Genomic DNA, 21,801 nt, shown 5'->3' with positions numbered 1-21,801 from the left:
GGGGGCGCACGGGGCGCTGTCGGAAGTGAGCGAAGTCACCGGACGGCCCGGCGATACCGGGGCAGGGCGGGCACCCCGTCCGGGAAGACCCCGAGTCCCGGGACGCGGTCTCCACCCAGGGGAGTACTCGGCTGGTCATGGCTCATCCTCCGGGAGGCCCGGCAATCGGTACGAGGGCATGACGCCCGGCGATCCCCGGGCACCTAGATTTGAGGTCAAGCGGCGGGTGGCAGCACTCGTCCCCCGAGGTCAGACACCCGCCGCTGCCAAGGACAACGGAATCGGTCAGGAGAGGGACCATGGCCCAGACGCTGCCGCGGACGCTGGTCCGCACGCGGGAGACCCGCAGTCAGGGCCGCCGCCACCCCGCGGTGGCGACGCTCATGGCCCTGCCCCTGGCGGTCCTGCTCCTCCTCGTCTTCGACGGGTGGGAGACAGTGGCCACACAAGCGTCGTCCGTGGGTGTGGTGCTGGGGCGCTGAGCGGCGCCCCGGGCCCGGAAGAGCGGTCCGGGCGGGGACATCCATCCATGAAACCCCGTGGGGACGGGGGTGCGGCGGACGGCAAGAATGCCGGCGCAGCTGGGGAGCTGCGCCGGCATTGCCGTGTCCGAGGAAGCGGTGCGTACCCTCACCCGGTGACCACGGACGCCCTCCTCCTCGCCCTCGCGGCCCGCGTCAGGGCCACGGCCCACGCCGGCACTCCGGCCTGTGCCTGCGGCGCGGCCACCCTCACCACCCTGGCCGACCGTCCGGACGCCACCGTCGTCCGGCACGCAGGCGCCGTCGCCAAGGCCCACGCGGAGGACGCCGACCCCGCCGCCCTGGCCCTCCGCGTCGAGGTCGCCGCCCGGCTCCCCGGCGTCCTCCTGCCGCCGCTCGCCCTGGCGCCCGTGACGCTGCACGGGCGGCTCGTCACCTCCTGGCCGTACGGCACCCCCGTGGACCCCGAGGATCCGGACGCGGCGCCCTGGGAGGCTGCGGCCGTACTCCTCGCGCGCCTTCACCGGGCGCCGGTGCCCGCCGCCGTTCCCGCGATGCGCGGACCCGCGAAGGCGGCCCAGGCCGTCGCCCGCCTCCGGGCCGGCGCCCCGGACCACCCCGCCACCGACCCCGTGCTCCGGGCCTGGGCGGACCTGCCCGCCTGGGCGCGCGGCGAGGCCGCCCCGCCGACGGCGGCCGGCCTGGTCCACGGCGACTTCCACCTCGGCCAGCTCGTCCGCCACCCCGCCCCCGGAGGGCCCTGGCTGCTGATAGACGTCGACGACCTCGGCACCGGCGTCCCGGCCTGGGACCTGGCGCGTCCGGCGGCCTGGTACGCCTGTGGACTGCTCCTGCCCGAGGAGTGGCACCGCTTCCTGACCGCCTACCGCGCAGCCGGCGGCCCCGCCGTCCCGTCCGACGGCGATCCCTGGCCCGCGCTGGACGTCCCGGCCCGCGCCCTCACCGTGCAGACCGCGGCCCGCTCCGTCACCAAGGCGCTCGCGGCGGGCCGGCCCCTGGACGAGGTGGAGCTGCCCCTGGTCGACGCCTGCGCCCGCATGGCCGCCGTCCGCCCCTGCGCCCCAGGCGGTTGAGCCGAATTTCCGCGAAGTAGGGTGCAACCGACCCGCGGCCGGACAGAGTCTGTCCTGGCGATACGCGAAGCAGGACCGACCGGCGAGGAGTTGAGCCGTCCATGCAGTGCCCCAAGTGCCACGCACCGATGCACACCTACAACCGCAACGGCGTTCAGATCGAGCAGTGCAGCGGCTGCCGCGGCATCTTCCTCGACTACGGCGAGCTGGAGTCGCTGACCCGCCTGGAGGCCCAGTGGTCCCAGTCCGCTCCGCCGCCGGCCCCGCCCGCCGCCCCGCAGGCGTACCCGGCCGCGCAGCAGCCCGCCTGGGGTGCCCCGCACGGCGGTCACGGTCACGGGCACGGCCACTACGGTCACCACCGTCAGAAGGGCTTCGGCCGGATGCTCTTCTCCAGCTGATCCGGCTCTCCGGCTGATCCGGACACGACGAAGCCCCGGCCGTACGAGACGGCCGGGGCTTCGGTGGGTGTGGACGATACTGGGATTGAACCAGTGACCTCTTCCGTGTCAGGGAAGCGCTCTCCCGCTGAGCTAATCGTCCTGGGAGTGATGCGATGGTGCGACGTACTGCGTGCGCGATACTGGGATTGAACCAGTGACCTCTTCCGTGTCAGGGAAGCGCTCTCCCGCTGAGCTAATCGCGCGGGGATCCTTACGGACCGGTGATCCTTGCGGACCAGTGGACGATACTGGGATTGAACCAGTGACCTCTTCCGTGTCAGGGAAGCGCTCTCCCGCTGAGCTAATCGTCCTTGGAGGTGGAGACGGGATTTGAACCCGTGTAGACGGCTTTGCAGGCCGTTGCCTCGCCTCTCGGCCACTCCACCAGGAGTGTAGGAGGCCCGGGAGACCCCCTGTTCCTGCGAGCGGACGACGAGGCTCGAACTCGCGACCTCAACCTTGGCAAGGTTGCGCTCTACCAACTGAGCTACGTCCGCCTGTCGGTTCGGTCCGCTTGCGCGGCCCGGCGACGTGATGAACTCTAGCGGATACCGGGGCCAGTACAAAAACGCGTTTGTGCAGCGTGCTGCGGTGCGTCCGCTCGCGGACCTGGTCAGGGCTCCCGGAAGGACACGTTCGGGTGCCCTCCGGGACACCGGCCTAGACTCGGGCACGTGCACGACCTCCCTCCTCTCGCCCGCTTCGGCGACCGCGTCGCCACCGGTCTCCTCGACGTCACGAGCGATCCCGCCGCTCTGGAGTCCGAGGGTTTCTGGGCCGTCTGCGCGGACTTCGAGGGCCGTACGACCTGCGCACGCTTCGCGGACGTACGGACCGAGCCGGTGCCGGCGCCCGCACCGGGGCGGTGGCACGGACCGGCCGTCGGTGACTGGACGTCCTCCCTCGACCGCGCCGCGTACACGTCGGCGGTCCGGCGCATCCGCGAGCACATAGCGGCCGGCGAGGTCTACCAGGCCAACCTCTGCCGGGTCCTCTCGGCGCCTCTCGCCCCCGACGCCGACGTGGACGCCCTCACCGCCCTGCTGGCCCGGGGCAACCCGGCGCCGTACGGCGGCACGATCAGGCTGCCCGGACACGGCGTCGAGATCGCCACCGCCTCGCCCGAGCTGTTCCTGCGCCGGGACGGCCGGACCGTGGAGTCCGGGCCGATCAAGGGGACCGGGCTGACCGAGGGAGACCTGCTGGAGAAGGACTACGCCGAGAACGTCATGATCGTGGACCTGGTCCGCAACGACGTCGGACGGGTCTGCGCCACGGGCAGTGTGACCGTCCCCGACCTGTGCGCCGTCGAGAAGCACCCCGGCCTCGTCCACCTGGTGTCGACCGTACGCGGCGAACTGCGCGCGGACGCCGGCTGGCCGGAGCTGTTCGACGCGGCCTTCCCTCCCGGGTCCGTCACCGGTGCGCCCAAGTCGAGCGCCCTGCGGATCATCGACGCCCTGGAGACCGCGCCGCGCGGCCCGTACTGCGGGGGCGTCGGCTGGGTCGACGCGGACCGGGGCACCGGCGAGCTGGCCGTCGGCATCCGGACGTTCTGGACCGACCGGACCGAGGGGCTGCTGCGCTTCGGCACCGGCGCCGGCATCACCTGGGGGTCCGACCCGGACGGCGAATGGCGGGAGACCGAACTGAAGGCGTCCCGGCTGCTCGCGGTAGCGTCGGGGGTGTACGAGGTCACCGGAAGTGGAGAGGCGCTACCGACGTGAAGATCTGGCTCGACGGCGGGCTGCAGGACATGGAATCCGCCCGCGTCTCCGTCCTCGACCACGGGCTCACCGTGGGCGACGGCATCTTCGAGACGGTGAAGGCGGTGGCCGGCCGGCCGTTCGCGCTCACCCGCCACCTGGACCGGCTGACCCGATCGGCCCGCGGCCTGGGCCTGCCCGACCCCGACCTCGACGAGGTCCGCCGCGCCTGCGCCGCCGTCCTGGCGGCCGACCCGGTGCCGCTGGGACGGCTCCGCATCACCTACACCGGCGGCCACGGCCCCCTCGGCTCCGACCGCGGCGAGCACGGCCCGACCCTCGTCGTCGCCCTCGGGGAGACGAGCCGCCGCCCCGATTCCACGGCCGTCGTCACGGTGCCGTGGACCCGCAACGAACGCGGCGCGCTGACCGGCCTCAAGACCACCTCCTACGCCGAGAACGTCGTCGCCCTGGCCCGCGCCCGGGAGCGGGGCGCCTCGGAGGCGCTGTTCGCCAACACGGTCGGGCAGCTCTGCGAGGGCACCGGCTCCAACGTCTTCGTCGTCCTCGACGGAGAGATCCACACCCCGCCGGTCGCCTCCGGCTGCCTCGCCGGAATCACCCGCGCCCTGGCCGTCGAGTGGAGCGGCGCCCGCGAGACCGACCTCCCGCTGGACGTACTGGAACGCGCCGACGAGGTCTTCCTGACCTCCACGCTGCGGGACGTGCAGGCCGTGCACCGGGTCGACGACCGCGAACTTCCGGGCGCTCCCGGACCGGTGACCGCCAAGGCCATGCGGGTCTTCGAGGAGCGCTCCGGGGACGACCTGGATCCCTGAGCGCGGATATTGGGCTGCCCTTCGGCCTCTTTGATGGGTAGAACTGCCCTGATGACCACGACCCTGCGGCCGACCGAGCCGCTCCAGCGCGCCGCCGACGGGACGCGCTCCCGCCGCTACCAGGTGTGCGTGAACAGCCGCCCCGTCGGTGCCATACACCTCGGCACCTCGCGCTCCCTCGGCGACTCGGTGGCCGTGATCCACCGGCTGCGCATCGACGAACCGGACCGCCGGCGGGGCCGGGGCACGGTGGCCGCGCTCGCCGCCGAGGAGATCGCGCGCGGCTGGGGCTGCCAGCAGATCGAGGTGGGCGTCGCCGCCGACGCGGAGGCCGGCGCCCGCCTCACGCAGGCGCTCGGGTACGTCCTGCGCAACCGCGGCATGACCAAGCAGCTCGGCGGCACCCCGCCCGCCCTGCCCGAGGGCAGCCGCGCCCGGCCGATGACACCGGACGAGTTCGACACCTGGCAGGCCTACGAGTCCGAGCAGTACGCCCGCACCTGGATGGAGCGGGGGCTGCCGGAGGCCGAAGCGCGCACCAAGGCCCGCCGTGACCACGAGGTGCTCCTGCCACAGGGTCTGGCCACGGAGAACACGCTGTTCAACGTGTTGGAGCACGAGGGGACCAGGGTCGGGATCCTCTGGCTCGCGCTGCACGAGGACCGGGCCTTCGTCTTCGACGTCGAGGCCGACGAGGCCCACCGGGGCCGGGGGCACGGCCGCACCCTGATGCTGCTGGCCGAGAGCCGGGCGATCGGCGCCGGCCGGCCCCTGATCGGCCTCAACGTGTTCGCGGGGAACACCGCGGCCGAGCGCCTCTACGAGTCGCTCGGCTACCGGACCACGCGGTCCCTGTTCTACAAACCCCTGCTGTAAGCGCGGTGGGGGACCGGCACGGGACGGCTTACGGGTCTCAGCCCTGCCGCTCGGCCAGCAGCCGGTCCGCGATCTCCTCGATCCGCTCGCGCAGCCCCTCCTGGCTCTTGCCGCCGTCGAGGCGCTCGCCGCCGATCACGTAGGTCGGCGTGCCGGTCACGCCGATCGCCTTGCCCTCGGCCTGGTCGGCGTCGACGATCAGGATGTGCCGGCCGTCGACGAGGGCGGTGTCGAACTCCTCCGCGTCCAGTCCGAGGTCGCCCGCGACCTCCACCAGCAGCGCCTCGCCCTTGCGGTCCAGCTCCGCCACGCGGCCCAGCACGGCCTCGGCGTACGGCCATCCGCTGCCCTGGGCGACGGCCTCCTCGGCGGCCTGCGCGGCGGCGAAGGCGTGCTTGTGCTTCTCCAGCGGGAAGTGCCGCAGCCGCAGCTCCAGCCGGTCGCCGTAGCGGGCGCGAAGGGCGCGCAGGTCGTCCAGGGCGGCGTGGCAGTCCGGGCACTGGAGCTCGCACCAGACGTCGAGTACGGGCGCGGCGGGCCCGGCGGGGGAGGAGTCACTCATGGCCCCATCCTCCCAGCCCACGGGGCGGCACCCCGACCGCGGTCCTCCTCCGGCACCGGCACCTGGGGAGGAGTCGACCCGGAGATCTCCCTGATCTCGGGCCACGGCATGGCCTCACCGCGTGCGGGCGGTGCAGGATGGAAGGGACGAAGTACTCATGCCCGACCTGGCCCAGCTCTGGAGGACCGGATGATTGCCGAGACCGTCTGCTCCGCGGTGTCCGCGGCGGGCCTGGGCATCGCGGCGGTCACCGCGTACCGCAGGCGTTTCCTCACCGCCGTCCGTGTCGCCGCCTACGCGCTGGTTCCGATCGGCCTGGTGATGACCGGGGTCGTGGAGTGGCTGGCCGACACCGCCTTCAGCCCGGTGGCCTGGGCCGGATTCGGAGTCCTGGGCGTGGCCTGGGTGCTCTTCATGATCACGCGCACGGTCGAGCGCCGCCGCGGCGGCACCCGCAAGGAGCGCAAGCAGGCCAGGGCGGCGGCACAGCGCGACGCGGTGGCGCCGGGCGCCTCCGCACCCTCGCTGGGCGCCGGTGCGAGCCCGGCCGCCAAGCCCGCGCCCAAGCCGGCGAACGCGTCCCGTGGTGAGGACGACTTCAGCGACATCGAGGCCATCCTCAAGAAGCACGGCATATGACCTCCGTCGTCCCGGGCTGAAGCGACACAGCGGTCCCAGGCCGACAGCGCGTGCTCCGTAACGATCACGATCCGACCGGACATTGCGACATTCAACGAACTCCCGGTCGTTACGGGCGTGCTGATCGCGAAGGCCCGCTCCGCTGCGTCATCATCGCCGCGAGATGCCGGACACCACTCAGCTGGATCCCCAGCTGGACACGAGACAGAGCGAAACCGCGCGGACACGGAGTGAACCACGCGGCTGCCTCTTCGCCCTTTCCCAGCCACCGCTCATGATCTTCCTAGCGGTGATCGGGTGTCTGCTGCTCATGGCTGCGTTGCACGATCTGCTGTTGCTGTGAGCCGTACCCGCGCTCCCCGGCGCCACCCGCCGGGGGCCGCGACACACCGCCCGGGCGGGTCCACGCGTCCGCCCGACCGCGCCGACGGCTCAGCCCGCGGCCTCCTTGCGCCGGGCCCGGTAGGCCGCCACATGCAAACGGTTTCCGCACGTCCGGCTGTCGCAGTACCGCCGCGACCGGTTGCGGGAGAGATCGACGAAGGCACGCCGACAGTCAGGGGCCTCACAGCGCCGCAGCCGCTCCTGCTCACCGGCGACCACGAAGAAGGCCAGGGCCATCCCGCAGTCGGCGGCCAGATGGTCCGCGACGGAGGCACCGGGCGCGAAGTAGTGGATGTGCCAGTCGTAGCCGTCGTGGTCGGTGAGACGGGGCGTGGTGCCGGCGGCCGCGACCAGGTCGTTGATCAGTCCGGCGGCGGCCCGGGCGTCGGGAGCCGCGAAGACCGCGGCGAACCTCCCACGGATCTTGAGGACCGCCGAGAGATCGAGTTCCGAGAGCACGCCGACGTCGCTGATTTCGTGCGTTCCCACGAATTCCTGGAGGGCGGCGACGTCCGGCAGCCCGTCCGGAGCCGTGTCGTCCTCCGGTACGGAGTTCACCAGATCGACCACGGTGTCGAGCGCGCACCGGATGTCGTGGGTGATCAGCACACTTAGCTCCCTGGCCTGGGGTCGGGCGGGCGCCCGCCGATGCTGGCCGATGGTAGTGCCATCCGCGGCGGGCGGACCGGCCGCGATCGCGCCCCCGGCCGCCGGTTGCCCTTACAACGGGGCCGGACCGGCCTTCGTTCCCCGGCGGGAACACGCGTCGGCGCCGTCCCCGCGGAGAACCGCGGCGACGACGCCGTGTGTGCCGTATGCGGTTGTCCCGGCCCGTGCCGTCACCCCGAGTCGACGGCGACGGGCGGCTTCACGCGGAGCCCTCTCCCTAGCTTTCCGCCAGGATGTGCGAGAGCTCCTGATCGAGATCGAAGTGCCGGTGCTCCGTGCCGGGGGGCACGGCGGCGTCTGTGCGCTTCAGGAAGGACTCCAGGGCCCTCGCGGGGGCCTCGAGCAGTGCCTCGCCCTCCGGAGAGCTGAGAGCGATGCACACGACGCCCTGGCCGTGACTGCGGGACGGCCAGACACGGACGTCGCCGGTCCCGGTGGGACGGTGGAGCCCTTCGGCGAGGAGGTCGCGGGCGAACACCCACTCGACGGTTTCCTCGGCTCCGGTGTGGAAGGTGGCGTGCACGGCGTAGGGGTCGGCCGTGTCGTACCGCAGGCCTGCGGGGACAGGCAGGGAGGACTCGCTCGACACAACGAGGCGCAGGTGCAGCTCGCAGCTGACCGTGGTGTTCATAAGCGCCAGGGCCTTTCGCTCAGTGTGCGCTCGGGGATTCGCACGTCGGCGAAATCGACATGCCACCTACGGTGCCGTTGTAAACCCCTCTGAGTGTTTTGCGTGCGTTTACGTAACTCTTCTGGCCGAGTGATCGTTCGAGTCCTGCGCCCATTCCGGTGACAGGTTTCGCTCAGGTAGTGTTTGGCCGTATGAACACGGGGAGTAACAAGCCCGGCGAGGCGGCCGTGGCGGAAGACCGTACGGGGACGGACGACGCCACGGGCGAGCGCGCGCTCGGCTCGCGGGCACCGGATTTCATCAAGGCGCGCCGCGCCCTGCACCTGAGCTGGCAGGTCGGCGTGTTCATCGTCGGCCTGGCCGTGGTGGTGGCCGGCATCATCATGCTGCCGCTGCCCGGACCGGGCTGGGTCGTGATCTTCGGCGGCATGGCGATCTGGGCGACCGAGTTCGTCTGGGCCCAGCTGGTGCTGCGCTGGACCAAGCGCAAGGTCACCGAGGCGGCGCAGCGCGCCCTCGACCCCAGGGTGCGCCGCAGGAACATCATCCTGACCTCGATCGGGATGCTGATCTTCGCCGTGCTCGCCGGGATCTACCTGTGGAAGTTCGGCCTCGAGATGCCTTGGAAGATCAAGGACCAGTGACCGCCCGCGACGGGCGCGGCGTCCCGGTACCGGCTGGTCACGAGCGCCTCTGACATGGGGTAATGTTCTTCCTGCGTCCGGGCGATTAGCTCAGTGGGAGAGCGCTTCGTTCACACCGAAGAGGTCACTGGTTCGAACCCAGTATCGCCCACCGGATCATCAGGCGGCCCGGCTCACGATCGTGAGCCGGGCCGTTCTGTCGTGTCGTCGTCCGGTGCGCGGGTCGGCGTCCGCCGCCCGGTACGTACGTGCCCGTCACCTGGTGCGTACGTGTCCGCCCCCGGCGGGTCCGCCCCGGGTCCGCCGGTCGCTCCCGGTGTCCGCCGGCGCGCTCGCGCGACGGTTCCGCTTCCGTGTGCCGTCATCCAACCGTGACCTTCCGCGACCCGCGTGCCGGCGGGCTCCCCGGTGTTCGGTCCGTCGGTCGCGCGGCGCCCACCTGGCTGTTCTCGGGTGCTTCCGACGCCGCCCCCGAAACGGCGCCTCCGGCTCGTCGCGCCGGGCGCCCGTAAATTCCTGTCCTAATCGTTGACGAGCTTCCGGGCCCTCCGTACCTTGTGCCAGCAAGCGCTTACTTGAAACGATTCATGAGGCGAAGGCCGCGTCGCGGGGAGGCTCGTATGCAGCAGGGCGGGAATGCGCGGAGGCAGGTCGGGAGGCGCACGGTCCTCAAGGCGGCGGGAGCTTCGCTGGCCGTCACGGGGCTGGGGGCCGCGGCCACCGCGTGCGGCGGCGGGAGCGGTTTCGGGAGACGGTTCGGTGACGATCCGTTACTCCTGGTGGGGTGCCGAGGACCGGGCCGAGCGCATCAACAAGACCATCGCGCTCTTCGAGAAGAAGTACCCGAAGATCAAGGTCAAGACGGACTTTCAGCCGTACACCGACTTCTGGAAGAAGTTCAACACGCAGGCTTCCGGGGGGAATCCGCCGGACGTCTTCCAGAATGCCATCGGATTCCTTCGCAAATACGACGCGAAGAATGTCCTGCTCGACCTCGGCGGGCAGGTCGAGGCCGGAAACCTCTCCATGGACGGATTCCGCGCGGGCCTGGAGAAGTTCGGCGAGATCGACGGCAAACTCCTGGGCGTGCCCGTCGGTTCGAACTCCATGGCCCTGGTCATCGACAAGCCCGTCTACACCCGGGCCGGCGTCAGGCCCGAACAGGGCTGGACGTGGGACGACTTCGACGAGGCGATGACGAGGGTCCGGGACCGCACGGGCCGCGCCGGTGACAGCGGCATGTACGGAGTCATGTACCTCTACGACCTGTACCTGCGGCAGAACGGCAAGGCATTCTTCACCGAGGACGGACTCGGCTTCACCGAGGCCGATCTGACCGCCTGGTGGACCAAGGCGGACAAGGCCGTGCGGTCCGGCCTCTTCGCCGACCCCAAGAAGGTCGCCCAGATCAAGCCCAAGTCGGCGCTCTCCGCCGAACTGGCCGGCAGTGAGTTCACCTGGGACAACTTCACCGTCCGCTACACGGCGGAGGGCAAGAGCGAGTACGGACTCGCGCCGATCCCCACCACGGACGGCAAGAAGACCGGCCAGTACCTGGGCTCGCTGATGCTGAGCGCCTACAAGCGCACCCAGCATCCCAAGGAGGTCGCCCAGTTCATCGACTTCATGGTCCACGACCCCGAGGTCGCCAAGATCATGGGATATGACCGCGGTGTTCCCACGACCCAGGCCCAGTACGACGCCTACCGGCCGACCGACCCGGTGAACAAGGCCATCGCCGCCTATGAGGAGTCGCTGGTCGAGTCGGGCGTGCTGGAGCCGATCACCCCGCACCCGAACGGCGCGGACATCTGCGAGGCCGCCTTCCTGCGCATCGCCGAGGAGATGGCGCTCGGCTCACGCTCCGTCGGGGACGCCGTCGAGCAGTTCTTCACCGAGTCGAAGACGGCTCTCGCCGGCTGAGGGGACGAGCACCGTGACACACGCCCCCGCGATGGCGGGCCCGGCCCGGGAATCCCGGCCGCGGCCCGCCCCGGAGAAGCCTGTGCGCTCCGCCGCGCAGAAACGGCGGGGCCGTCGGGAGAACCTGGCCGGCTACCTCTTCATGTCCCCCTGGATCGCCGGATTCCTGCTGCTGACGGCGGGACCGATGGTCGCCTCGCTCTACTTCGCGTTCACCGACTACAACCTGTTCGACGCGCCCAGGTGGATCGGCCTGGACAATTTCTCCGAGATGTTCGGCGACCCCCGCTGGCGCCACTCGGTGCGGATCACCCTCTGGTACGTCGTCGTCGGTACGCCGATCAAGCTGCTCGCGGCGCTCGGCGTCGCGCTGCTGCTGGCACAGAAGCGGCGCGGGCAGGCCTTCTACCGGGCCGCCTTCTACGCGCCCTCGCTGATCGGCGCGAGCGTCTCCATCGCCATCGTGTGGAAGGCGATCTTCTCGGACGACGCGGTCGTCGACCGGACCCAGCAGTTCTTCGGGATCGGCGCCGGAGGCTGGACCGGCGACCCGGAACTGATCATCTACAGTCTGGTGGCACTCACCGTCTGGCAGTTCGGCGCCCCCATGGTCATCTTCCTGGCCGGCCTCAAGCAGGTGCCGCGCGAGCTGTACGAGGCGGCCGACGTCGACGGGGCGGGCAAGCTGCGCCAGTTCTGGAACATCACCCTCCCGATGATCTCCCCGGTGCTCTTCTTCAACGTCCTGCTGGAGACGATCCACTCGTTCCAGATCTTCAGCTCCGCCTACATCGTCGGCGGCGGCGCCGGGGGCAACGCCTGCGGTCCCGCGGACGGCACGATGGTCTACACCTGCTACCTGTACGTCCAGGGCTTCGAGAACAGCCGCATGGGCCTGGCCTCCGCCATGGCGTGGATGCTGCTGGTCGCGGTCGCCCTGGTCACCGCGGTGCTGTTCTGGTCCCAGAAACGCTGGGTGCACTACGAGGAGGGCGGCCGATGAGCGCGCAGGCCACGGAGGTCACGCCGACCACCGCCACGAAGGGGGCCGTGCGGCGCCGGCTGCCGGGTTCGCTCGCCTGGCACCTCGGGTCGCTGGCGATCCTCGCGGTGATCCTCTACCCGGTGCTCTGGGTCGTCGGCGGCTCCTTCAAGGAGAGCGGTGACATCGTCGGCAGCCTGGACCTCTTCCCGGGCGACCCGATCGTCTCCAACTACACGAGCCTCGCCGACGGCATCGCGGACATCTCGATCTCCACCTTCTTCCTCAACTCGCTGTTCCTGGCCGTCGGTTCCGTGATCGGGATCGTGGTGTCCTGCTCGCTCACGGCCTACGCCTTCGCGAAGATCAGGTTCGCCGGGCGCAATCTGCTGTTCACGCTGATGATCGGCACGCTGCTGCTCCCGTACCACGTGCTGCTGATCCCGCAGTACGTGCTCTTCCGCAACCTGGACATGATCAACACGTACACTCCGCTGCTGCTGGGGAAGTACCTGGCCACCGAGGCGTTCTTCGTCTTCCTGATGGTCCAGTTCATGCGCAACCTGCCCAGGGAACTGGACGAGGCGGCCCGCCTCGACGGCTGCGGGCACTTCCGGATCTACTGGTCGATCGTGCTCCCGCTGTGCCGTCCGGCCCTGATCACCAGCGCGATCTTCACCTTCATCAACTCCTGGAACGATTTCATGGGCCCGCTGATCTACCTCAACGAACCCGGCAAGTACACCGTCTCGCTCGGTCTGAAGATGTTCGTGGACCAGGAAGGGCTGGCGAACTACGGCGGCATGATCGCCATGTCCCTCGTCGCGCTGCTGCCCGTGCTCGCCTTCTTCCTGGCCTTCCAGCGCTATCTGATCGACGGCATGGCGACGTCCGGCCTGAAGGGCTGAGGTGAGCCGATCATGACCCAGGCGCGTGCGAAGGCCCGTACGGAGCGGGCGGGGGAGCGGGGCGAGTCGCGGTTCGCCGAGGGCTTCGCCCTGTTCGCCGAGTGCCTGCTCACCGGCGTGTGGATCGCGGTGGCGGCCCTGCCGCTGGTCACCTACCCCGCCGCGTTCGCGGCCGGCGCGCGCCACCTCGGACGCCGGCTCGCCCACGAGCGCGGCGGCCTGCGGGAGTTCGCGGCCGACTTCCGGGCCGCGGCGCGCCGCGGGTGGCTCGTCGGGGTCGGCGGATGGGCCGCCCTGGCGGTGGTGTGGGTGGACGTGCGGGCGGTCCGGGACGGACTGCCGGGCGGCGCCTTCGTCGGTGCCGTCGGGGTCATGGCCCTCATCGGCGCGGCCGTCGCGGGACTGCGCGCGGCGGCGGCCTGGCACCCGGGTGCCTCTTGGCGTTCGCTGCTCGCGGGTGCCGCCCGGCGCACCGTGCTCGACCCCGCCGGTTCCTTCCTCCTCGTGGGCGGACTGGCCCTCGTGGTCTGCTCCGCCTGGTTCAGCGCACCGCTGGCGGTCGCCGTCCTGGGCGCGGTGGCGGCGGCTGCCGTCGCCGTGGAGGAGCGCCACCGGCGCCGCTGACGGGCCCGTCCCGGCCGCGGTGCCCCACCCACAGTTCTGTCTGTCATGCCCATGCCGCTCATGCCCTGTCGCAAGAGCCCTGTCACACGAAAGGAAGGCCATGTCCCGCATCCCCCGCAGGTCCCTCCTCAAGGCGGCCGCCGTCGCCGGCGCCGCCGCCCAGTTCAGCTGGGCACTGGGCACGAAGAACGCGCAGGCCGCGGTGGCCGACGACAGCCCCGTCACGCTGACCTGGCTGGAGGACGGCGGCCTCGGCGCCGCACCCGGCTCCACCGTAGGCGTCCCCTGGCCCCGGGGCACCTTCCGGGCGGACCAGTCCTTCGCGGTCACGGACGCCGACGGCAAGGACGTGCCCGTGCAGTCCTGGCCGCTCGCCCAGTGGCCGGACGGCTCCCTGAAGTGGACCGCGCACGCCGTCGGTTCGGGCACCGGCGCGCTCACCCTGGCCGCCGGCACGCCCGCCGCACCCACCCGGAAGATCACCGTTGACCGGCGCGGCGGCATCATCGACATATCGACCGGTGTCATCACCGCGCGGATCGGCACCTCGGGATCGACGCTCGTCAAGTCGGTCGTCCGCGGCTCCACCGAGATCGCCAGGAACGGCCGCCTCGTCGTGCTGCGCAGGCCCGAGATCGAGGACGACGAGCAGGGCACGGTCAGGTCCGAACGCTTCGACGGCGCGATCCACGAGGTGAAGGTGGAACAGGAGGGGCCCGTCCGCGCCGTGGTCCGTGTCGACGGCGAGCACCGCAAGGGACGCCGCGGCCTGCTGCCCTTCTCCGTCCGCCTCTACTTCTACGCGGGCGCCGACTCCTTCCGCATGGTGCACACCATCACGTTCGACGGGAAGCAGGAGCCCGGGAAGGCGAACGGCGACTTCGTCCGGGGCCTCGGCGTCCGCTTCACCGTCCCGATGCGCGACGAGTCCTACGACCGCCACATCCGCCTCGGCGGCGAGGGCACCGGCCTGCTGCGCGAGGCCGTCAAGGGCATCACCGGACTGCGCCGCGACCCCGGGGCGGCCGTACAGGCGGCGCAGTTCGCCGGTGAGCAACTGCCCGACCCCGCCACCTGGGACCAGCGCGTCACCACCCGGCTCCAGTACATCCCCGAGTGGGGCGACCACACCCTCTCCCAGCTGTCCGCCGACGGCTTCACCGTCCGCAAGCGCACCAGGAAGGGCCACGGCTGGATCGGCGCCGGCGGCGGACGACGCGCCTCCGGCTTCGGCTACGTCGGCGGCGTGAGCGGCGGCCTCTCCTTCGGCCTGCGCGACTTCTGGGAGAAGTTCCCCGCCCAGCTCGACATCCGCGACGCCCGGACCGACGCGGCCGAGGTCACCCTCTGGCTCTGGTCACCCGAGGCCCAGCCCATGGACCTGCGCTTCTACCACGACGGCATGGGCCAGGACAGCTACGCCGAACAGCTCGAAGGGCTCAACATCACCTACGAGGACTACGAACCCGGCTTCGGCACCCCGTACGGCATCGCTCGCACCAGCGAGCTGATGTTCTGGGCCAACGCCGCCACCCCGAGCGCGGAGACGCTCGCCGAACAGGTCCGGGCCGTGCGGACACCGCCGCAGCTCGCCGCCCCGCCCGCACAGCTCATCAGGTCCCGGGTCTTCGGTCCCGGCCTCTACTCCGAACCCGACCGTTCCACGCCCGCCAAGGCCAGGATCGAGGACCACCTCGACTTCCTCTTCACCTACTACAAGGACCAGGTGGAGCAGCGACGCTGGTACGGCTTCTGGGACCACGGCGACGTCATGCACTCCTACGACACCGCCCGCCATCAGTGGCGCTACGACGTGGGCGGCTACGCCTGGGACAACTCCGAACTCTCCCCGGACCTGTGGCTCTGGTACGCCTACCTGCGCTCCGGCCGGGCCGACATCTTCCGCTTCGCCGAGGCCATGACCCGGCACACCGGCGAGGTCGACGTCTACCACCTGGGCGAATGGGCCGGCCTCGGCACCCGGCACGGCGTCCAGCACTACGCGGACAGCGCCAAGCAGCAACGCATCGCCAACACCACCTACCGCCGCTTCTACTACTTCCTCACCGCCGACGAACGCGTCGGCGACCTCATGCACGCCAACGTCGACTCCGACGAGACGTTCCTCGCCCTCGACCCGCTGCGAAAGATCCGCACCGAGCCGTACACACCCGACCGGCACGCCCTGTCGATCGGCTTCGGCACCGACTGGAGCGGCCTGGCGTCGGCCTGGCTGACCGAGTGGGAACGCAGGGGACCCAAGTGGGAGAAGGCCCGGGACCGCGTCCTGTCCACCATGGAGACCATCGCCGCCCAGCCCAACGGCTTCGTCCAGGGCAGCGGCCTGTACGACCTGGACACCGGGAGGTTCGCCGTCGCCGACACGCCGAAGGTCGAGGTGTCCCACCTGTCGGCCGTCTTCGGCCTGGGCGAACTCTGCGCCGAGCTGATCGACCTCGTCGACATGCCCGCGTTCCACGAGGCGTACTACGACTACTGCCGCTACTTCAACGCCTCCAAGGCCGAACAAGCGGCCCGGTACGGCAAGGACTTCGGCAGCCTCATCCTCTTCCAGGGCCACTCGCGCCTCGACGCCTACGCGGCCGTGCGGACCGGCGACGAGAAGCTCGCCACGCGCGCGTGGGCCAAGTTCTACGACTCCGACGGCTACAAGGAGTCGGCGCCCTGGACGACGGAGAAGCTGACCGGCCCCGTCGCCCTGGTGCCGGGCAGCGAGGCGAGCTGGGTGTCCACCAACGACACCGCCCTCTACGGCCTCGCCGCCATCGAGAACCTGGCACTCCTCGGCGACAGGATGCCCTAGACGGCACGTGACACGGGCGGGTACGGGCACACTCCACAGGTGGACTGGAACCAGTACCGATTCCGCAGCCTGTGGGCGCTGCCCGCGCCCGCCCCGGACGTCTACCGCGCGCTGGAACGGATCGAGGACTATCCCCGCTGGTGGCCGCAGGTGCGCGAGGTCACCCGGCTCGACGACACCAGCGGACTCCTCCGCTTCCGCTCCCTGCTCCCGTACGACCTCACCGCGACCCTGTACGAGGGGCACCGCGACCCGGCGGCCGGGGTCCTGGAGGTCGCGATGCGCGGCGACATGGAGGGATGGGCGCGCTGGACGGTCACCCCGCGCGGATCCGGCACCCTCGCCCGCTACGACCAGGAGGTCGACGTGCGCAAGCCGCTGCTGCGCCGGCTCGCCGTGCCGGGGCGGCCGCTGTTCCGGGCCAACCACCGGCTGATGATGCGGGCGGGGCGGCGCGGCCTCGCCGCGTACCTGGAAGGCGGTCGGCAAGCGGTTTGATGGAAGCGCGCCGGGCCCTGTATTGTTCGGTGCGTTCCCGGGCGATTAGCTCAGTGGGAGAGCGCTTCGTTCACACCGAAGAGGTCACTGGTTCGAACCCAGTATCGCCCACCCGGGAAGAGCCGGTCCGTTGCACGACGGACCGGCTTCTTCGTGTGCCGACGCGTGCGCGTCCGGGCTCACGCCGCGGCGGGCAGGTCCGGCCGCAGTGGCCAGGCCGGGTCCACCGGCTCCTCGGTGCCGTTGAGCGCGAACCACGCCTGCAGTCCCCGCGCCTGCCCCGCGTGCCACACCGCCTGGAGCGTGTGCAGCTCGGCGGGGGACAGGCGCTCCAGCCGGCCCGGGAAGCACCGCCCCACCGCCCGCACCACCTCCAGCGAGGCCTGCGCGTCGGCCGCCGCGTCGTGCGCCTCCGCCAGCTCGACGCCGTAGTGCGCGCACAGGTCGGTGAGGGTGCGGCGGCCCTTGCGGTACCGGTCCAGGTGCTTGTCGAGCACCCTCGGGTCCAGCACGTGCAGCGACGTCCGCTCCAGCCAGCGGCCCAGGGACGAGGCGCGGTGGCGGCGCAACTCGCGGTCCAGCAGCGTGAGATCGAACGGCGCGTTCATCACCACCAGCGGACGACCGGCGCGGGCCTGCTCGGCCAGCGCCTCCGCCATCTCGTACATCACCGGCGCCGGCCAGCGGCCGTGGCGCTGCAGATGCTCGTCGGTCAGCCCGTGCACCGCCGTCGCCGACTCCGGCACCGGCACGCCCGGGTTCACCAGCCACCGGGTGACGCGCGGCCGGAGCCCGGGCGCGTCCTGGACGACGAGCGCCGCCGACACTATCCGGTCGGTCTCGACGTCCACACCCGTCGTCTCCGTGTCGAAGGCGGCCAGCGGCCCCTCGAACCAGCTCGCCATAGGGCACTCAACTCCTCGTCCACACACGCCGACTGACGCGCCGTCCTCTGTCCCGGTTCGGTGATACCCGGGCTGTTTGCGACGTACGCCGGAAGGACACAACAGGATTACGGGTCATCGCAGTTCAGCGACCCGCGACACGGACACACCAGTTCTGGAAGGCTGTTGGCCATGGCCATCGCGCAGCCCGAACGGGGCGGGCTGCTGCCGGAGCGCACCGCGCCCACCCGCGGCTCCCTCGCCACCACCGCCTGCATGGAGACCCTGCAGGTCGGCTACCTCCACGCGGTCGCCGCCGCCGCGGGCTGCTCGCTCTCGCAGCCCTTCCCGGACAACGGCATCGACTGGCACGTCAGCCACAGCGCCCCCGGGCACACGGTCGACGACGAGGTCACCATCAAGGTGCAGCTCAAGGCGACGTACCAGATCCCGCCGCAGCCGCCCGGCCGCTTCTTCTCCTTCACGCTCGACAACGACCACCTGGCGAAGCTCGCCCGCACCCCGGTCTCCGTGCACAAGATCCTGGTCGTGATGATCGTCCCGCGGTCCAGGGACCAGTGGCTGCGGGCCGGCCACGACCGGCTCGACCTCAGGCACTGCTGCTACTGGACCAACCTCGCCGGACACCCGGTCACCGGCCGGCGGCGCACCACCGTGCGGATACCGACCGCGCGGGTCTTCGACGACCGGGCGCTGTGCGAGATCATGACGCGGGTCGGTACGGGAGGGAAACCATGACGCACCGCCCGACCGGCGAACCCCTGCGCGCCGTACGGCCGCACCCCGCCGGTGACGACTCCGCCTGGGACGACGGCCGTCCGCCCGAGTCCGCCGCCGTCGACCCGGCCGTCCTGACCGCGCTGCTCCACCGGCACGGCTGGCAGCGGCGCGGCGGCGCCCCCGGCCGCTACGGCCGCTGGACACCACCCGGCCCGGCGGCCGGAGCCACCAGCCTGCTGGTGCCCGTCAGCCGCGCCTTCCCCGACAGCGAGGACCTGCTGGGCGAGGCGCTGCTCGCCCTGTCCCGCAGCGCCACCCCCGCCGCCCGCGAGATCCTCGTCTCACTCGCCGTCCCCAGCGACGAGATCCGCTGGGCACGCGACGTGCCGACCGGACCCGGCGACACCGCCTCCTGGACCGCCGAGGAACAGCTGCGCGCCGCCGCCCGCCGGATGCTGCTCGCCGGAGCGCTCGCCACACGCGCGCGTGCGGGCTACTTCGGCGCCCGGCACCGGCGCACCGCCGCCACCGCCCTGGAGGACGTGCTGGTCGGCACGGCCCCGGGCGGCCGCCGGCTGACGGCGTTCGTGCCGGTCACCAGCGGCCGCCCGCTCGCCGTAACCCTCCACCAGGCCCTGTACGCCGCGCGTGAGGCCGTCGACTACCGGCGGGCCACCGGCGGCATGGAAGCCTTCGACGCCGCCGTCGGGGCCGGCGTCAGCCACGAGCTGACCGAGGCGCTGGTCGCCCTGGTCCGCGGCACCCAGGGAGCCAGGATCGCCGTCGACTGGGCGCCCGCCGCGGGCGTCCCCGACGGCTGCGGCGCCCTCGCCGAAGCCGTCGAGTTCTCCCCCGGCGACCTGCCCGCCCTGCGCGAGGCCGCCGCCCGCTATCTGCGCGCGGAGCCCTCCGTGCCGGTGCGGATCACCGGCACCGTCGTCCGCATGCGCCGTTCCGGACCGCGCGGCACGGGCACCGTACGGCTGCGGGTGCTGGCCGGTGCCGAGGTGCCGCACGTGCGGATCACCCTGGACGAGGACGCCTACCGGATCGCGGGCCACGCCCACCTCGTCGGACTTCCGGTGCGGGTGCTCGGGCGGCTGGAGAGCCGGGGCGGCTTCCGCCGGCTCACCGGGGCCTGCGAGATCGCACCGGTGCAGGTCGACGACGCGGAGCGGGACCGGCTGCTCAAGGCGGTCCAGGAGCACGTGGAGGTGGCGGCCTTCTTCGAGGAGACCTGCGGCGGTGACGGCGAGACCGCCGAGGACTACGACGCGGGGTGAGGGCCGCCGCCGGGAATGATTTCGCGGTGCACGGGTCCGGGTCGGTACGATCGCCCTCATGCGTGCGCTCCGGTATGGCGCCGCGGCCCCACCTTCAGTCAGGAGAGACCGGTGTCAGACGTCCGTGTGATCATCCAACGCGATTCCGAGCGGGAAGAACGCGTGGTGACGACGGGCACTACGGCCGCCGAGCTCTTCGCCGGCGAGCGCTCGATCGTCGCGGCGCGGGTGGCCGGTGAGCTCAAGGACCTCGCCTACGAGGTCGGCGACGGCGAGACCGTCGAGGGCGTCGAGATCTCCTCCGAGGACGGCCTGAACATCCTGCGGCACTCCACCGCGCACGTCATGGCGCAGGCCGTGCAGGAGCTGTTCCCCGAGGCCAAGCTGGGCATCGGCCCGCCGGTCAAGGACGGCTTCTACTACGACTTCGACGTCGAGAAGCCCTTCCACCCCGATGACCTCAAGGCCATCGAGAAGAAGATGCAGGAGATCCAGAAGCGCGGCCAGCGGTTCTCGCGCCGCGTCACCAGCGACGAGGCCGCCCGCGAGGAGCTGGCCAAGGAGCCGTACAAGCTGGAGCTGATCGGCCTCAAGGGCAACGCCGCGCAGGCCGCCGACGGCGCCGACGCCGAGGTGGGCAGTGGTGAGCTGACCATCTACGACAACCTCGACGCCAAGACCGGCGAGCTGTGCTGGAAGGACCTGTGCCGGGGACCGCACCTGCCGACCACCCGCGCCATCCCGGCCTTCAAGCTGATGCGCTCGGCCGCCGCCTACTGGCGCGGCAGTGAGAAGAACCCGCAGCTTCAGCGCATCTACGGCACCGCATGGCCGACCAAGGACGAGCTGAAGGCGTACCTGGAGTTCCTGGCCGAGGCTGAGAAGCGCGACCACCGCAAGCTCGGAACCGAACTGGATCTGTTCTCCTTCCCCGACGAGCTGGGTCCCGGCCTCGCGGTGTTCCACCCCAAGGGCGGGGTGATCCGCAAGGTCATGGAGGACTACTCGCGCCGTCGGCACGAGGTCTCCGGCTACGAGTTCGTGAACACCCCGCACATCTCGAAGGAACACCTCTTCGAGATCTCCGGGCACCTGCCGCACTATGCGGAGGGCATGTTCCCGCCCATCCAGTTCGACGAGCAGAACTACCGCCTCAAGGCGATGAACTGCCCGATGCACAATCTGATCTTCAAGTCCCGCGGCCGCTCCTACCGCGAGCTGCCGCTGCGGCTCTTCGAGTTCGGGACCGTGTACCGGTACGAGAAGTCGGGTGTCGTGCACGGCCTGACCCGCTCGCGCGGCTTCACCCAGGACGACTCGCACATCTACTGCACCAAGGAGCAGATGCCCCAGGAGCTGGACACGCTCCTGACCTTCGTCCTCGACCTGCTGCGCGACTACGGCCTGAACGAGTTCGAGCTGGAGCTGTCCACCCGCGACGACTCCGACAAGTTCATCGGCTCCGAGGAAGACTGGGCGGAGGCCACCGAGGCACTGCGCCAGGCCGCCGAGAAGCAGAACCTGCCGCTGGTTCCGGACCCGGGCGGCGCCGCGTACTACGGCCCGAAGATCTCCGTCCAGGCCAAGGACGCGATCGGTCGGTCCTGGCAGATGTCGACCATCCAGGTCGACTTCAACCAGCCGAAGCGGTTCGGCCTCGAGTACACCGCCGCAGACGGCTCGCGTCAGCAGCCCGTCATGATCCACCGGGCGCTGTTCGGCTCCATCGAGCGGTTCTTCGGCGTCCTGCTGGAGCACTACGCGGGAGCCTTCCCGGCCTGGCTGGCCCCCGTCCAGGCGCTCGGCATCCCGATCGGCGACGCCCACGTGCCGTACCTGCACGACTTCGCCGAGAAGGCCCGGGCCGCGGGCCTGCGCGTCGAGGTCGACACCTCCTCCGACCGGATGCAGAAGAAGATCCGCAACGCCCAGAAACAGAAGGTGCCCTTCATGGTCATCGCGGGCGACGAGGACATGGCGAACGACGCGGTCTCCTTCCGCTACCGCGACGGCTCCCAGGAGAACGGCATCCCCGTCGACGAGGCCATCGCGAAGATCGCGAAGGTGGTCGAGGAGCGGGTGCAGGTCTGATCGCGGGCTTGCGGGGCCCCCGGGACCTCCCGGGGGCCTTTCCCTGTCGCCGTACACGACGCCATATGCTGCAC

At 71.1% G+C, this 21,801-nt stretch carries 21 protein-coding genes, 7 tRNA genes and 1 pseudogene; 20 read left to right on the top strand and 9 right to left on the bottom strand.

All coding sequences use genetic code 11. The annotated features are described in order from the left end of the window. Positions 1-299 precede the first annotated feature (299 nt). The 3 genes from OIE75_RS07020 (at position 300) to OIE75_RS07010 (ending at position 1,977) form a co-directional block, all read left to right on the top strand. Positions 300-482, top strand: coding sequence for a hypothetical protein (locus OIE75_RS07020; protein ID WP_125490898.1), 183 nt, complete (start codon positions 300-302; stop codon positions 480-482). A gap of 155 nt (positions 483-637) precedes the next feature. Continuing rightward, positions 638-1,576 (top strand): phosphotransferase family protein, encoded by a 939-nt coding sequence (locus tag OIE75_RS07015; protein ID WP_329469994.1) that lies wholly within the window; start codon positions 638-640, stop codon positions 1,574-1,576. Between the two features lie 101 nt (positions 1,577-1,677). Then, the gene (locus OIE75_RS07010; RefSeq protein ID WP_122617233.1) at positions 1,678-1,977 is read left to right on the top strand and encodes a TFIIB-type zinc ribbon-containing protein; all 300 of its coding nucleotides are present in this window, start codon (positions 1,678-1,680) and stop codon (positions 1,975-1,977) included. 70 nt (positions 1,978-2,047) lie between these two features. On the opposite strand, the gene OIE75_RS07005 is transcribed toward OIE75_RS07010, so the two are convergent. The 5 genes from OIE75_RS07005 to OIE75_RS06985 all read right to left on the bottom strand — a co-directional run bounded on the left by OIE75_RS07005 (position 2,048) and on the right by OIE75_RS06985 (position 2,516). Further along, a tRNA-Val gene (locus OIE75_RS07005) sits at positions 2,048-2,119 on the bottom strand. A gap of 31 nt (positions 2,120-2,150) precedes the next feature. After that, positions 2,151-2,222, bottom strand: a tRNA-Val gene (locus OIE75_RS07000). A gap of 36 nt (positions 2,223-2,258) precedes the next feature. Next, positions 2,259-2,330: transfer RNA gene (locus tag OIE75_RS06995), tRNA-Val, on the bottom strand. A gap of 1 nt (position 2,331) precedes the next feature. Continuing rightward, positions 2,332-2,405 (bottom strand) — tRNA-Cys (locus OIE75_RS06990). Between the two features lie 38 nt (positions 2,406-2,443). Beyond that, positions 2,444-2,516, bottom strand: a tRNA-Gly gene (locus tag OIE75_RS06985). A gap of 177 nt (positions 2,517-2,693) precedes the next feature. Between OIE75_RS06985 and OIE75_RS06980 the strand changes: the two genes are divergently transcribed. From OIE75_RS06980 to OIE75_RS06970, 3 genes are read left to right on the top strand one after another with little or no spacing between them, the layout of a single operon-like run. Further along, positions 2,694-3,746: a chorismate-binding protein gene (locus OIE75_RS06980; protein WP_329469993.1), complete on the top strand. Its 1,053-nt coding sequence runs from the start codon at positions 2,694-2,696 to the stop codon at positions 3,744-3,746. Beyond that, entirely contained in the window at positions 3,743-4,564 is an 822-nt protein-coding gene (locus tag OIE75_RS06975; protein WP_161332390.1) for an aminotransferase class IV, read from the top strand. Before OIE75_RS06980 ends, OIE75_RS06975 begins: the two co-directional genes overlap by 4 nt. A 51-nt stretch (positions 4,565-4,615) precedes the next feature. Then, positions 4,616-5,440, top strand: a complete 825-nt coding sequence (locus OIE75_RS06970) for a GNAT family N-acetyltransferase (RefSeq protein WP_329469990.1) — start codon at positions 4,616-4,618, stop codon at positions 5,438-5,440. A gap of 37 nt (positions 5,441-5,477) precedes the next feature. Here OIE75_RS06970 and OIE75_RS06965 read toward each other — a convergent pair whose 3' ends face one another. Beyond that, a complete protein-coding gene (locus OIE75_RS06965) occupies positions 5,478-6,002 on the bottom strand; it encodes a DsbA family protein (protein WP_185832204.1) in 525 nt (174 codons plus the stop codon). A gap of 189 nt (positions 6,003-6,191) precedes the next feature. Here OIE75_RS06965 and OIE75_RS06960 point away from each other — a divergent pair, with 189 nt between their 5' ends. After that, positions 6,192-6,641 carry a hypothetical protein gene (locus OIE75_RS06960; RefSeq protein ID WP_307010602.1) on the top strand — a complete coding sequence of 150 codons (450 nt, stop codon included), beginning with the start codon at positions 6,192-6,194 and terminating at the stop codon, positions 6,639-6,641. A 163-nt stretch (positions 6,642-6,804) separates the two neighbouring features. Next, positions 6,805-6,984, top strand: coding sequence for a hypothetical protein (locus OIE75_RS06955; RefSeq protein ID WP_122617228.1), 180 nt, complete (start codon positions 6,805-6,807; stop codon positions 6,982-6,984). 89 nt (positions 6,985-7,073) lie between these two features. Here OIE75_RS06955 and OIE75_RS06950 read toward each other — a convergent pair whose 3' ends face one another. Both OIE75_RS06950 and OIE75_RS06945 read right to left on the bottom strand, forming a co-directional pair. Continuing rightward, entirely contained in the window at positions 7,074-7,634 is a 561-nt protein-coding gene (locus tag OIE75_RS06950) for a CGNR zinc finger domain-containing protein (protein WP_307010600.1), read from the bottom strand. Positions 7,635-7,911: 277 nt separating this feature from the next. Continuing rightward, a complete protein-coding gene (locus OIE75_RS06945) occupies positions 7,912-8,325 on the bottom strand; it encodes an SsgA family sporulation/cell division regulator (RefSeq protein WP_004002642.1) in 414 nt (137 codons plus the stop codon). Between the two features lie 191 nt (positions 8,326-8,516). Here OIE75_RS06945 and OIE75_RS06940 point away from each other — a divergent pair, with 191 nt between their 5' ends. The 9 genes and pseudogenes from OIE75_RS06940 (at position 8,517) to OIE75_RS06900 (ending at position 16,839) form a co-directional block, all read left to right on the top strand. Next, positions 8,517-8,969 (top strand): TIGR02611 family protein, encoded by a 453-nt coding sequence (locus OIE75_RS06940; RefSeq protein ID WP_307010599.1) that lies wholly within the window; start codon positions 8,517-8,519, stop codon positions 8,967-8,969. A gap of 79 nt (positions 8,970-9,048) precedes the next feature. Then, positions 9,049-9,120: transfer RNA gene (locus tag OIE75_RS06935), tRNA-Val, on the top strand. 469 nt (positions 9,121-9,589) lie between these two features. Next, positions 9,590-10,892, top strand: a pseudogene (locus OIE75_RS06930) (ABC transporter substrate-binding protein). A 31-nt stretch (positions 10,893-10,923) separates the two neighbouring features. Continuing rightward, positions 10,924-11,895, top strand: a complete 972-nt coding sequence (locus OIE75_RS06925) for a carbohydrate ABC transporter permease (RefSeq protein WP_307017785.1) — start codon at positions 10,924-10,926, stop codon at positions 11,893-11,895. Then, the gene (locus OIE75_RS06920) at positions 11,892-12,782 is read left to right on the top strand and encodes a carbohydrate ABC transporter permease (protein WP_329469988.1); all 891 of its coding nucleotides are present in this window, start codon (positions 11,892-11,894) and stop codon (positions 12,780-12,782) included. The genes OIE75_RS06925 and OIE75_RS06920 overlap by 4 nt, the downstream gene beginning before the upstream one ends. Positions 12,783-12,794: 12 nt before the next feature. Further along, the gene (locus OIE75_RS06915) at positions 12,795-13,406 is read left to right on the top strand and encodes a hypothetical protein (protein WP_329469987.1); all 612 of its coding nucleotides are present in this window, start codon (positions 12,795-12,797) and stop codon (positions 13,404-13,406) included. Positions 13,407-13,506: 100 nt separating this feature from the next. Continuing rightward, positions 13,507-16,230, top strand: coding sequence for an exo-rhamnogalacturonan lyase family protein (locus OIE75_RS06910; RefSeq protein WP_329469985.1), 2,724 nt, complete (start codon positions 13,507-13,509; stop codon positions 16,228-16,230). Between the two features lie 39 nt (positions 16,231-16,269). Next, on the top strand, positions 16,270-16,728 hold the full coding sequence (locus OIE75_RS06905) for an SRPBCC family protein (protein WP_329469983.1): 459 nt from the start codon (positions 16,270-16,272) through the stop codon (positions 16,726-16,728). A 39-nt stretch (positions 16,729-16,767) separates the two neighbouring features. Next, a tRNA-Val gene (locus OIE75_RS06900) sits at positions 16,768-16,839 on the top strand. 68 nt (positions 16,840-16,907) lie between these two features. Here the strand turns inward: OIE75_RS06900 and OIE75_RS06895 are convergent. Then, entirely contained in the window at positions 16,908-17,633 is a 726-nt protein-coding gene (locus OIE75_RS06895; protein ID WP_329469982.1) for a 3'-5' exonuclease, read from the bottom strand. A 171-nt stretch (positions 17,634-17,804) separates the two neighbouring features. On the opposite strand from OIE75_RS06895, the gene OIE75_RS06890 reads away from it, so the two are divergent. The 3 genes from OIE75_RS06890 to thrS all read left to right on the top strand — a co-directional run bounded on the left by OIE75_RS06890 (position 17,805) and on the right by thrS (position 21,727). Continuing rightward, complete coding sequence (locus OIE75_RS06890; protein ID WP_234958314.1) at positions 17,805-18,371, top strand: DUF4365 domain-containing protein; 567 nt, start codon at positions 17,805-17,807, stop codon at positions 18,369-18,371. Continuing rightward, positions 18,368-19,636, top strand: a complete 1,269-nt coding sequence (locus OIE75_RS06885; RefSeq protein WP_329469981.1) for a hypothetical protein — start codon at positions 18,368-18,370, stop codon at positions 19,634-19,636. Before OIE75_RS06890 ends, OIE75_RS06885 begins: the two co-directional genes overlap by 4 nt. A gap of 111 nt (positions 19,637-19,747) precedes the next feature. Next, the gene (gene thrS, locus OIE75_RS06880) at positions 19,748-21,727 is read left to right on the top strand and encodes a threonine--tRNA ligase (RefSeq protein WP_329469980.1); all 1,980 of its coding nucleotides are present in this window, start codon (positions 19,748-19,750) and stop codon (positions 21,725-21,727) included. The last annotated feature ends 74 nt before the right edge of the window (positions 21,728-21,801 follow it).

The organism is Streptomyces sp. NBC_01723 (assembly GCF_036246005.1).
Lineage (GTDB): Bacteria > Actinomycetota > Actinomycetes > Streptomycetales > Streptomycetaceae > Streptomyces.
Note: the sequence above shows the minus strand (reverse complement) of the source record. Positions and strands in the feature narration are given on the sequence as shown.